Annotated in this window: 13 protein-coding genes; 4 read left to right on the top strand and 9 right to left on the bottom strand. The window is 73.7% G+C overall.

What is annotated here, in order from left to right:
* The first annotated feature begins 127 nt into the window (after positions 1 to 127).
* The gene (locus tag NWP10_RS08135) at positions 128 to 1,378 is read left to right on the top strand and encodes a polysaccharide deacetylase family protein (protein ID WP_258300519.1); all 1,251 of its coding nucleotides are present in this window, start codon (positions 128 to 130) and stop codon (positions 1,376 to 1,378) included.
* Positions 1,379 to 1,473: 95 nt separating this feature from the next.
* On the opposite strand, the gene NWP10_RS08140 is transcribed toward NWP10_RS08135, so the two are convergent.
* Positions 1,474 to 1,827 carry a DUF2200 domain-containing protein gene (locus NWP10_RS08140; RefSeq protein WP_017488584.1) on the bottom strand — a complete coding sequence of 118 codons (354 nt, stop codon included), beginning with the start codon at positions 1,825 to 1,827 and terminating at the stop codon, positions 1,474 to 1,476.
* 168 nt (positions 1,828 to 1,995) lie between these two features.
* On the opposite strand from NWP10_RS08140, the gene NWP10_RS08145 reads away from it, so the two are divergent.
* Positions 1,996 to 2,550: a TIGR03086 family metal-binding protein gene (locus tag NWP10_RS08145; RefSeq protein ID WP_017488585.1), complete on the top strand. Its 555-nt coding sequence runs from the start codon at positions 1,996 to 1,998 to the stop codon at positions 2,548 to 2,550.
* A 25-nt stretch (positions 2,551 to 2,575) separates the two neighbouring features.
* Here NWP10_RS08145 and NWP10_RS08150 read toward each other — a convergent pair whose 3' ends face one another.
* The 3 genes from NWP10_RS08150 to arsB all read right to left on the bottom strand — a co-directional run bounded on the left by NWP10_RS08150 (position 2,576) and on the right by arsB (position 5,018).
* Positions 2,576 to 3,274: a low molecular weight phosphatase family protein gene (locus tag NWP10_RS08150; RefSeq protein WP_258300520.1), complete on the bottom strand. Its 699-nt coding sequence runs from the start codon at positions 3,272 to 3,274 to the stop codon at positions 2,576 to 2,578.
* Positions 3,275 to 3,444: 170 nt separating this feature from the next.
* Positions 3,445 to 3,870: an arsenate reductase ArsC gene (locus NWP10_RS08155; RefSeq protein ID WP_184173111.1), complete on the bottom strand. Its 426-nt coding sequence runs from the start codon at positions 3,868 to 3,870 to the stop codon at positions 3,445 to 3,447.
* A complete protein-coding gene (arsB, locus tag NWP10_RS08160) occupies positions 3,867 to 5,018 on the bottom strand; it encodes an ACR3 family arsenite efflux transporter (protein WP_017488588.1) in 1,152 nt (383 codons plus the stop codon). The genes NWP10_RS08155 and arsB overlap by 4 nt, the downstream gene beginning before the upstream one ends.
* Positions 5,019 to 5,139: 121 nt before the next feature.
* Between arsB and NWP10_RS08165 the strand changes: the two genes are divergently transcribed.
* Together NWP10_RS08165 and NWP10_RS08170 are read left to right on the top strand one after the other, a co-directional pair.
* The gene (locus tag NWP10_RS08165) at positions 5,140 to 5,502 is read left to right on the top strand and encodes a metalloregulator ArsR/SmtB family transcription factor (protein ID WP_017488589.1); all 363 of its coding nucleotides are present in this window, start codon (positions 5,140 to 5,142) and stop codon (positions 5,500 to 5,502) included.
* Positions 5,503 to 5,581: 79 nt separating this feature from the next.
* Complete coding sequence (locus tag NWP10_RS08170; RefSeq protein WP_258300521.1) at positions 5,582 to 6,007, top strand: iron chaperone; 426 nt, start codon at positions 5,582 to 5,584, stop codon at positions 6,005 to 6,007.
* Positions 6,008 to 6,052: 45 nt separating this feature from the next.
* On the opposite strand, the gene NWP10_RS08175 is transcribed toward NWP10_RS08170, so the two are convergent.
* The 5 genes from NWP10_RS08175 to NWP10_RS08195 form a co-directional block, all read right to left on the bottom strand.
* Positions 6,053 to 6,787, bottom strand: a complete 735-nt coding sequence (locus tag NWP10_RS08175; protein ID WP_258300522.1) for a TVP38/TMEM64 family protein — start codon at positions 6,785 to 6,787, stop codon at positions 6,053 to 6,055.
* Positions 6,788 to 6,928: 141 nt separating this feature from the next.
* Positions 6,929 to 7,759 carry a GTP pyrophosphokinase family protein gene (locus tag NWP10_RS08180; protein WP_258300523.1) on the bottom strand — a complete coding sequence of 277 codons (831 nt, stop codon included), beginning with the start codon at positions 7,757 to 7,759 and terminating at the stop codon, positions 6,929 to 6,931.
* Positions 7,760 to 8,027: 268 nt separating this feature from the next.
* Complete coding sequence (locus tag NWP10_RS08185) at positions 8,028 to 8,420, bottom strand: hypothetical protein (RefSeq protein ID WP_258300524.1); 393 nt, start codon at positions 8,418 to 8,420, stop codon at positions 8,028 to 8,030.
* A 137-nt stretch (positions 8,421 to 8,557) separates the two neighbouring features.
* Positions 8,558 to 9,049 carry a thioesterase family protein gene (locus NWP10_RS08190; protein WP_258300525.1) on the bottom strand — a complete coding sequence of 164 codons (492 nt, stop codon included), beginning with the start codon at positions 9,047 to 9,049 and terminating at the stop codon, positions 8,558 to 8,560.
* The coding region (locus NWP10_RS08195) for an FAD-binding oxidoreductase (protein WP_258300526.1) at positions 9,046 to 10,401 on the bottom strand (1,356 nt) is incomplete at its 5' end. The genes NWP10_RS08195 and NWP10_RS08190, both read right to left, overlap by 4 nt.

Below are 10,401 nucleotides of genomic sequence, written 5' to 3' on the forward strand. Positions count from 1 at the left end.
GCGTCGGCCCCCCGCACCTCGCCGCGACGCCCGGCCTCGGCGCCCGGCGGGCTCCCCGCCTCAGGCGGGCGCGGGTGGCTTTCGGGGCCGCGGTCCGGGACTATGGTGGTCTCGAAGAAAGGTGCACATGGCTCCGTCGCGTCGTCAGATCCTGCTCACCGGCTCCGCCCTGCTCGGCTCCGGCCTGCTCGCGGCCTGCTCGTCCGAGGGGGGCACCGCGCCGGCGTCCTCGTCGCCGGCCGGGACGCCCGCGCCGTCGTCGTCGAGCGCCGCGCCCGCGGGCCCCGGCCCCGCCGGCGAGCCCGTGGCCTGGCCGAACACGGCCCTCGTGCCGCACCTGTTCTTCCACTCCCTCGTAGTGGACCCGGAGCGCGCGTTCGACGGGGACCACAAGGAGGCCGGCTACCTCGACTTCATGGTCACCATGGACGAGTTCGCCGCGATCCTGCCGCAGCTCTACGCGAAGGGCTACGTGCTCGTCTCCCCGCACGAGCTGTACGAAGTGGGCGAGGACGACGTCGTGCGCCCCAAGACCCTGATGGTGCCGGAGAACCGCACCCCACTCGTGTTCTCCCTGGACGACTGCTCGTACTACCTCTACATGGAGGGGGACGGCTTCGCGGACCGCCTGATCGTGGACGAGGACGGCCGCGTCCGCAACGAGTACACGGACGCGGAGGGCACCACCCACGTGGGCTCCTACGACATGGTGCCGATGCTGGACGACTTCCTCGAGGAGCACCCGGACTTCTCGCTCAACGGCGCCCGCGGCGTGCTGGCCATGACCGGCTACGACGGCGTGTTCGGCTACCGCACCTCCGCCCGCGAGTTCGGGGACAGCCCCACGTTCGACGCGGACGTGGCCGCGGCCACCGAGGTCGCGGACGCCATGAAGGCCACCGGCTGGGAGTTCGCCTCCCACACGTGGGGCCACCGCACCGTGCCGAAGCTCGAGCTGGACGAGCTGCAGCGGGACCTGGAGCTGTGGCACGGCGAGGTGGAGCCCATCCTGGGCCCCACGGACATGATGATCTACCCGTTCGGCGCGGACGTGGCCCGCACGGGCAAGTACGAGGCGGACAACGAGCGCTACCAGTACATGCGCAGCCTCGGCTACCGCTCGTTCTTCCTCGTGGACGGCACCGCGAAGGCCTGGGGCCAGCTCGAGCCCGGCTACTACCGCGGCTCCCGCATCAACGTGGACGGCATCAGCCTCGAGGCGGCCATCTCCGGCAAGCGGCCCGTGCTGGACGAGTTCTTCGACTCCCGTTCCGTCCTGGATCCGGCCCGCCCGGCGTCCATCCGCGGCACGCAGCAGAGCCCGGCCGCGCCTCCGGGTGGCCAGTCGGGCTCGCCGAGCCCGTCGGCCACCGGCTGACACGACGACGGCGCCCCGCGGCTCCGGCGGTCGGCCTGCGGGGCTGACGCGCCCGCCGGAGCGGGGCGTCGGATCGCCGGACCGTCTCCGTCGGCTCAGGCCGCCGGGGTGCGGATGACCTTCTCCACGGACTTGCCTTTGGCCAGCTCGTCCACCACCTTGTCCAGCTGGCGGATCCGCTTCATGAGCGGGTCCTCGACCTCCTGGACCTTCACGCCGCAGACGCTGCCGATGATGAGGTCGGCGTCGTCGGTCACGTCCGCCTGGGCGAAGAAGTCCTCGAAGGTGGTGCCGGCCTCGAGGTGCCGGGCGAGCCCCGCGTCGTCGTAGCCGGTGAGCCAGGAGATCACCTGGTGCAGCTCCTCGACCGTGCGCCCCTTGCGCTCGACCTTGGCGACGTAGTGCGGGTAGACGTCCGCGACGGCGGTGGTAAAGATCCGGTGGCCCATGCGGTCAGGCTAGCGGCGGCGCGCCCCCGGCGCGCGTCGCCGCCGGACCGTCTCCGACGGCTCAGGCCGCGTCACCCGCCCGCCCGGGCGGGACACCCGGGCCCGGATTCGCCACACTGGGAGGCGAGCCGGCCGCGCTGCGGCCCTTCAGACCGTGAGGAGACCAGCATGTCCATCCCCGCCACCGAGGTCGAGGCCCGCTGGAACGAGGCCTCGGAGCCGTTCACCGCCGTCGTCCGCGCCGTGCGCGACTGGGACGCCGCCACCCCGTGCGAGGGCTGGGACGCCCTGGACCTGCTGGACCACGTGGTGGGCGCCGAGCGCGACTTCGCCGCCCGCCAGGGCCGCGAGGTGCCCCTGTTCGACGGCTCCCGGCAGCAGACCGCCAACCAGTGGACCAAGCACTCCGCCGCCCTGTCCGCCCTCGCCGGCGACGAGGAGTTCATCATGAAGCCCATGCACACGGCGCTGGGCGAGATGACCGTGGGCGAGGCCATGATCCGCTTCCACGCGTTCGACCTGATCGTCCACCGCTGGGACCTTGCCCGCTCGCAGGGCGTCGACGAGCGGTTCACGGACGCCGAGATGGACTGCATCGAGGAGTCCCTGGATCTGTTCGGCGACGCCGCCTACACGCCGGGCATCCTGGCGCAGCCGGTCCCCGTGGCCGACGATGCCGACCGGCAGGCCCGCCTGCTCGGCCGCCTGGGCCGCCGGGCCTGAACACCGGCCCGCGCCGTCGTCGGGATCAGGCCGCGAACCGCCCCTGGATCTCGGCCCAGAGCGCTTCCACGCGCCGCTCGATGTCCGCGACGATCTCCTGGAGGCGCTCCCAGTCGGCCTCGGCGGGGTCGCCCACGGGCCAGTCCCGCACCTCGACGCCGGTCCGCTCGCGGCATTCGTCGCTGCAGCCCAGCGAGATCACGTAGTCCGCGGCCGCCAGCAGCTCGGGCGTGACGGGCTTGGGGTATGCCGCGGCCGGGTCCGCGCCGATCTCGCTCAGCACGGGCGCCACGTCGTCGTGGACCTCGGGGGTCGGCCGCGAGCCGGCGGAGGACACGCGCACGGCGTCGCCCGCGCGCTCGGCCAGCAGCGCGGCGGCCAGCTGCGAGCGGCCCGCGTTCTGCAGGCAGACGAAGAGGACGCGGGGGACGCTGGGCTCGACGACGCCGGTGGTCTCCGCCAGCGCCAGCAGCCGGGACTCGGCGAAGTGGATCGCGGTGCTCTCCCGGTGCGTGCGCGGCACCCCGGAGCGGCGCAGCTCCTCGAGCGAGTCCTCGATCTGCCGGTCCACCACGGCCTCCCCGAGCACCGGCCCGAAGCGACGGCGCAGGTCCGCGGCGCCCTGCTGCAGGACGGTGGTGCACACGGCGAGGGCGGCGGTGTCCAGCGGCGCGTCGTCGGCCGTGGGGGCGTGCGGGTACGCACGCTCGATGGTCTCGCTCATGAGACCTCCTCGATGTCCGGGGATGGGGACGGTCCAGGGGGCGGTGCGGCGGGACCGTGGTGACGGCTCCGTCATGACGACCCCACGTTACTCGCGGGTCACCTCCTGGGGGAGAGGGATTCCTGTGCGCAGCGTGTGCCTTTGCTCGGCTGTTGCCGAGGTTCGCCGGGTCAGCCCTCCGGGAGCAGGTCCGCGAGCAGGGCCTCGACGCGGCCGCGGATCTCGTCGCGGATGGGGCGCACGGCGTTCACGCCCTGGCCGGCGGGGTCCTCCACCGCCCAGTCCTCGTAGCGCTTGCCGGGGAACACCGGGCACGTGTCCCCGCAGCCCATGGTGATCACCACGTCCGACTCCCGCACCGCCTCGGTGGTGAGCACCTTCGGGGTGTTCGCGCTCAGGTCGATCCCGGCCTCGGCCATCACGGCAACGGCGGACGGGTTGATCCGGTCCTTCGGCGCGGATCCGGCGGAGCGCACCTCCACGCGGCCGCCGGAGAGGTGCTCCAGCCAGCCGGCGGCCATCTGGGAGCGACCGGCGTTGTGGACGCAGACGAACAGGACGGAGGGGCGGCGGTCGGTCGGGGCGTGCTCGGTCACGGGGTGCTCCTTGCGGTGCGGGCGGGGACGGGGGACGGGACGGTCGGGTCGCCGGGGAACAGGCGGAGTGCGAGCCACCGGGCCACGTACACGAGGCCCACGAGCACGGGCACCTCGATGAGCGGCCCCACGACGCCGGCCAGCGCCTGGCCCGAGTGCACGCCGAAGGTGGCGATCGCCACCGCGATGGCCAGCTCGAAGTTGTTGCCCGAGGCGGTGAAGGCCACCGTGGTGGAGCGGGCGTAGTCCAGGCCCACGGCCCGGGAGGCGACCAGGCCCAGCAGGAACATCACGGTGAAGTACACGAGCAGCGGCAGCGCGATCCGGGCCACGTCCCCGGGGCTGGTGGTGATGGCCTCGCCCTGGAGGGCGAAGAGCAGGACGATCGTGAACAGCAGGCCGTACAGCGCCCACGGGCCGATCCGCGGCAGGAACCGGCCCTCGTACCAGGCCCGGCCCCGCGCCCGCTCGCCGAGCACCCGGGTGAGGAGCCCGGCCAGCAGCGGCACGCCCAGGAAGACGAGCACCGAGACGACGATCGCGCCCACGGAGAAGCCGGCCGACGTCGTCGGCAGCCCCAGCCAGCCGGGCAGCACCTGCAGGTAGAACCAGCCCAGGGCGCCGAAGGCGACCACCTGGAACACCGAGTTCAGGGCCACGAGCACCACGGCGGCCTCGCGGTCGCCGCACGCGAGGTCGTTCCAGATCAGGACCATGGCGATGCAGCGCGCCAGGCCCACGATGATCAGCCCCGTCCGGTACTCGGGCAGGTCCGCGAGGAACAGCCAGGCCAGGGCGAACATCAGCGCGGGCCCGACGATCCAGTTGAGCACCAGCGACGTGCCCATGAGGCGGCGATCGGCGGCGATGCGGTGCGTCTCGTCGTACCGGACCTTGGCCAGCACGGGGTACATCATCACGAGCAGGCCGAGGGCGATGGGCACGGAGACCCCGGCCACCGTGAACGCGTCCAGGGCCTCGGCCAGTCCCGGCACGAGGCGGCCGAGCAGCAGGCCGGCGGCCATCGCGGCGAGGATCCATACGGGGAGCCAGCGGTCCAGGAAGGACATCTCCTGGAGGACGGGCCGCTCCGCGGGGCGCGCGGCGGGGTCGGTCGCGGGGGAGGGGGCGACGGCGCGGGAGGGCATGGGGACCGCCTCGGTGGGGAGGGAAGGGGGCGACGACGGGGCCGTGCGGAGCGACGGCCGTCGGCGCCCACGCTAGCCAGACGTATCGACGTCCGTCAATGTGAGGCGTAGGCTCCGGGGCATGACCGCCTGCTCCGTCCCCGTCTCGACCGCCGCCGCACCCGTCCTCGCAGACGACTGCTGCTCCCTCGCGGACGGGCCGCTGGGCGCCGAGGACGCCGCGGAGCTCGCCGTGCTCCTCAAGGCGCTCGCGGACCCCATGCGCCTGCGGCTGCTCTCGCACGTGGCCGCCCGCGGCTGCGCGGACGTGTGCGCGTGCGACCTCACCGAGGAGCTCGGGATCGCCCAGCCCACGGTCAGCCACCACATGAAGCGCCTCGTGGACGCCGGCCTGCTCACCCGCGAGCAGCGCGGGCGCTGGGCGCACTACACCGCGGTGCCGGAGGCGTTCGCGCGGCTGCGCCGCGTCCTCGACCTCGGCTGAGGGGGTGCGGGCGCGGGCGCCGGCGGGGGAGGATGGCCCCGTCCGATCCCCCCGTCCACCCCCGTCCCAGGAGGCAGTCATGTCCGAGTCCACCGGCTTCAGCGCCGCGGAGAAGGCCGCCATGGCCGAGCGCGCGGAGGAGCTGCGCGCCCAGCGCGGCGGCAAGAAGAAGGCCGACGCCCTGCAGGACCTCATGGAGAAGATCGAGGCCATGCCCGAGCAGGACCGGGCGCTCGCGGTGGCCGTGCACCAGATCGTCACCGAGGTGGCCCCGGAGCTCGAGCCCCGCACCTGGTACGGCATGCCCGCCTACGCGCGCGGCAAGGACGTCCTCATGTTCCTGCAGGTCAGCAGCAAGTTCGACGTCCGGTACACCACGCTGGGCTTCAACGAGTCGGCGGCCCTCGACGACGGCCCCATGTGGCCGACCGCGTACGCCCTCACGGCGCTGAACGACGACGTCCGGGCCCGGATCGCGGACCTCGTGCGGCGCGCGGTGGGCTGAGCGGCAGTGCGGCGCGCGGTGGGCTGACAAGCGGTGCGGCGCGGGTCAGTCCTCGTCGCCCTCGCCGTCGTCGTCCTTCGCGGCCCGCCGCCAGCGGCGAGCGGCCCACACCGTGAGCACGCCGACCGCGAGCCAGCCGACCCCGAGGATCACCCCGTTGAGCACCCCCGGGTGCACGGCGAACGCGCCGAGGGCCACGAGCGAGACCTGGCCGGGGATCACGCCCACCGCGGTGGAGCCGACGAACATGCCGGCGGGCACCCCGAGCGCCCCCGCCCCGAAGTTCACGGGCCAGTATGGCAGCCCGGGCGCCACGCGCAGGGTGAGCAGGGCCAGGAATCCGGCGTCCTCCAGGTGCTCCTCCACCGTGTCCGCGTGCCGGCCCAGCCCGCGCAGGATGACGTCCCGGCCCAGCGCCCGCGCGATCCAGTACGCGCCGATCGAGCCGAGCAGCGCGCCGGCGACCGAGAGGACCGAGCCCTGCACTGCGCCGAACAGCACGCCGCCGGTGAGGGCCATGAGGGTCACGGGGACGGGCGTCAGCGCCACCCCGGCGTAGGCGAGGACGAACACCAGCCAGCTCCAGAAGCCGAACGAGGCCAGGCGGTCGCGCAGGGTGTCGATGTCGGGCAGGCGCACGGAGGTGGCGAGCCAGATGAACAGGGCCACGACCACCACGAGCAGCAGCGTGCGGATCGCCGTGCCGACGGAGCCCGAGGAGCCGCGGCGGTCCGGGCGGGACGAGGCGGCGTCGCTGGGTGGCGCGGCGGAGGAGGGCACCGCCCCACATTACCGGCGCGCCCCGGGGCGGCCCGCGTGTCCGGAGCCGGCCGACTCACACCGGTGTGACTCGTCCACACCTGTGGACAACTCTGTGGAGAACCCTGTGCACGCCGGGGGTCGGGGTGTGGACGGGAGGCTTCAGCCCGTGGACGTCCCGGGCGCGTCGCCGTCGGGGCCGTCGTCGTCGCCCTCGTCCTCGAAGGCGGGGCCGCCGTCGTCCTCCCAGGAGGCCGCGGCGTCGTCATCCTTGACGGTCTGCCGCACCTGGTCGCTCAGCCGCTCCATGCGGGTGTCCAGGTCCGCGGCCACGCGGGCGGCGGCGATGAGCTCGGTGGTGATGTCCGGCGGCACGGCGCCGTCGAACTTGTAGTTGATCTTGTGCTCGAGGGTGGCCCAGAAGTCCATCGCGCTGGTGCGGAACTGCATCTCCACGGTCACGGGGATCGAGCCCGTGGACAGGTGCACGGGCACCTGCACGAGGCAGTGCAGGCTGCGGTAGCCGGAGGGCTTGGGGCGGGAGATGTAGTCCTCCACCTCGAGCACGCGGATGTCCGGCTGGCGGGTGAACAGGCGGAACACCTCGTACACGTCCCGCGCGAAGCTGACGATCACGCGCGCCCCCGCGATGTCCGTGACGTTGCTGCGCAGCGCGTCCAGGTCCATGGACAGGCCGCGGGAGGCGGCCTTGCGGAGGATGGACTCCGGCGTCTTCACGCGGGTGACGATGTGCTCGATGGGGTTGTAGTCGTGCAGGTGCGTGAACTCGTCCCGCAGCACCTCCAGCCGCGCCTCCACCTGGAGCAGGGCGGAGCGGTACTCGAGGTCGAAGCGCTCGACGTCCCGGCGCAGGCGGTCCAGCGCCCCGGCCATCGCCGGCGGCAGGTGCGTCAGCTCGGAGACGGGCGTGCCGCGCAGCGTCTCGATCGCCGTCGACTGCGACGGCTCCTCCGGGTCTCGGTCCTGCTCCATGACGGGAGAGCCTACGGCGGCCGCCTGCGAGTCCGCTGGCCGTCCACAGGGTGCAGGCGGCCGGGGCCGGGCCCGCGGACGGGCTGCGGGCGACGGGCGTCCTTGAGGGCGGCCGCGTCGAAGTCGGCAAGTCCGTGCACGTCCGTCGCGATGTCGGCGAATCGGGGGCGGAGTGCCGCGATGGTCTCGAAGGCCGTCACCACACAGAATCGCCCGGTGAGGTGTGCCGAGCCCGCGCGCCAGACCTCGCGCGATGTGTGCTGGATCTTCATCCGACGCGGGCGAAGGCACGGGCCGCCGCGAGCACCCGAGGACTCGCCGCCGTGGGGTCCTCTTCCACGAGCGTGCAGGCGGGAGAGCGATCCTCGAGCCGTGGGTTCGCTCCCTGGAACCATGCCTGGACGATGGCCGGCGGGTTGCCCGGTTCACGCAGGATGCCGCATACCTGGTAGGCCAGGCGGAGCCGGTGGACCGCGGCGTCCGAGGGGCGGCGCACTCCCTCAGCCCACTGCCGCACCGCGCGCGTCTCCTTCACGCCGCCGAGGTACGCCACCAGCCGTGCCCCGAGGAGGTCCCGCAGGCCGGAGGTCAGGGTGGGGACGTCGAAGGTGACGGAGTCGCGGTAGGAGTCCAGGCCGGGCGACGTCGTGGAGAGGGTCATGGGGCCATCTGAGGCCCACACAGCAGATCACACCAGAGATCCCACGCTGGATCCCACTCTCCATGACAGCATCGATGGCCTCCGCGACGGCGGTCCCCGCGGCTCGGCGGGCCCGCCCGGTCGGCGTCACCCCCCGGTCAGGTGGCGTCGGCCTCGGCGGGGATCAGGACCCGCTCGAGCGTGGTCCGCTCGTCCTCGGCCAGCGCCACCGACCGGCCGGTCTCCGGGTCGACGTGCACGAACACGGCGTCGCACAGCACGCACCGCCGCCCGTCCTGCCAGAGCTCGTGACGCAGCGTGTACGAGCTGGTCCCGATCCGGGTGATCCAGACCTTCGCGGTCAGCTCGGGGCCGTAGACCACGGGCGCCTCGTACTGGACTTCCATCGCGCGCACCACGCGGTGCACGTCCCGGCCGGGTGTCACCCCGGACCAGGCGCGGGTGGCCCGCACCCGGGCCTCCTCGGTGAGGGTGAGCAGCCGCGCGTTGTTGACGTGGCCGTAGCGGTCCTCGTCCGACCAGCGCACCTGGATCTCGGTCTCGAAGGGGACGGGGGCCTCGCGGCCCGTCGCGCCGTCCGTCGTCGTGCGGCCCTGGCCGCCGTCCTGTCCGCCGTCCTGTCCGTTCACGGGGTGAACACCTTTCCTGGGTTGAGGATGCCGTGCGGGTCGAACACGGCCTTGATCTTCTCCTGCAGGGCGTGCTGGGCGTCGCCGAGCTCGTCCCGCAGGAAGGCGCGCTTGAGCAGGCCCACGCCGTGTTCGCCGGTGAGCGTGCCCCCGAGTTCCAGGCCGGCGCGGAACAGCTCGCCGGCGGCCTCCCAGACGTCCGCCGGAATCGACGCCGCGTCCTCGGCGGCGCCGCCCACCTGCGCGGCCTCGCCGAAGAGCAGGATCGGGTGCAGGTTGCCGTCCCCGGCGTGGGCCGTGGTGGGGATGGCGACGCCGGTGCGCGCCTCGATCTCACGGATCCGCGCGAACATCTCGGCCATGCGGCTGCGGGGGACGGCCACGTCCTCCACGAGCGGGGTGCCGAGGCGTTCGAGCGCGGGGAACGCGGTGCGGCGCAGGGCCATGAGGGCCTCGCCCTCGGCGTGGTCCGCGGTGACGGTGACGTCCCCGCCGTGGGCGCGCATGAGGTCGGCCATGGCGGCGCCGTCCTCCTCCGCCCCCGCACCGTCGGCCTGGACCAGCAGGAACGCGCCGGACTCTGGCAGGGCCGCCCCGCGCTCGGGGCCGGCGTAGGCGCGCACAGCGGCGAGGGTGACCTCGTCCATGAGCTCCATCAGCGCGGGCACGTGGCCGGCGCCCGTGATGGCCTCGGCGGCCGCGGCGCCGGCGATGACGTCCGGGAAGAACCCGCCCAGCGTCACCTGCGTCCCGCGCACGGCCGGGCGCAGGGACAGGGTGGCGCCCACGATCACGCCGAGGGTGCCCTCGGAGCCGATCATCAGCGCTGTGAGGTCGTAACCGGTGACGCCCTTGACGGTGCGGTGTCCCAGGCGCATCAGCGTGCCGTCCGCGAGCACCACGTCCAGCCCCAGCACCGCCTCGCGGGTGACGCCGTACTTGGCGCACAGCAGCCCGCCCGCGTTCATGGCGATGTTGCCGCCCACCGTCGAGATGTCCTTGGACGCGGGGTCCGGCGCCCACCACAGCCCGTGCTCGGCGAGCGCGGCGTTCAGCGCCCCGTTGAGGATCCCCGGCTCGACGACGGCCACGCGGTCCGCGGGGGAGACCTCCAGGATCCGGTCCATCCCGGTCATGTCCAGGACGATCTCGCCCGCCCCCGCGACGGCGCCGCCGGCCAGCCCCGTGCCCGCTCCGCGGGTGACCAGCGGGGTGCGGGTTCCGTGCGCGATCCGGCACGCGGCCTGCACGTCCTCCACCGTCCGCGCGCGGACCACGGCCAGCGGCGCGGCGGGGGAGCGATGCCCCGAGCGGTCCGCACGGGCGGCCTCGAGGGCGGTGGGGGAGACGTC

Origin of the sequence: Micrococcus sp. HG099, from assembly GCF_024723355.1 — a bacterium.
Lineage (GTDB): Bacteria > Actinomycetota > Actinomycetes > Actinomycetales > Micrococcaceae > Micrococcus > Micrococcus endophyticus.

Bases quoted from the DNA above. Each gene is read 5' to 3' on its own strand.
- NWP10_RS08135 (WP_258300519.1), top strand. From the start codon at position 128: ATGGCTCCGTCGCGTCGTCAGATCCTGCTCACCGGCTCCGCCCTGCTC.
- NWP10_RS08140 (WP_017488584.1), bottom strand. From the start codon at position 1,827: ATGGGCCACCGGATCTTTACCACCGCCGTCGCGGACGTCTACCCGCAC.
- NWP10_RS08145 (WP_017488585.1), top strand. From the start codon at position 1,996: ATGTCCATCCCCGCCACCGAGGTCGAGGCCCGCTGGAACGAGGCCTCG.
- NWP10_RS08150 (WP_258300520.1), bottom strand. From the start codon at position 3,274: ATGAGCGAGACCATCGAGCGTGCGTACCCGCACGCCCCCACGGCCGAC.
- arsB (WP_017488588.1), bottom strand. From the start codon at position 5,018: ATGCCCTCCCGCGCCGTCGCCCCCTCCCCCGCGACCGACCCCGCCGCG.
- NWP10_RS08165 (WP_017488589.1), top strand. From the start codon at position 5,140: ATGACCGCCTGCTCCGTCCCCGTCTCGACCGCCGCCGCACCCGTCCTC.
- NWP10_RS08170 (WP_258300521.1), top strand. From the start codon at position 5,582: ATGTCCGAGTCCACCGGCTTCAGCGCCGCGGAGAAGGCCGCCATGGCC.
- NWP10_RS08180 (WP_258300523.1), bottom strand. From the start codon at position 7,759: ATGGAGCAGGACCGAGACCCGGAGGAGCCGTCGCAGTCGACGGCGATC.
- NWP10_RS08185 (WP_258300524.1), bottom strand. From the start codon at position 8,420: ATGACCCTCTCCACGACGTCGCCCGGCCTGGACTCCTACCGCGACTCC.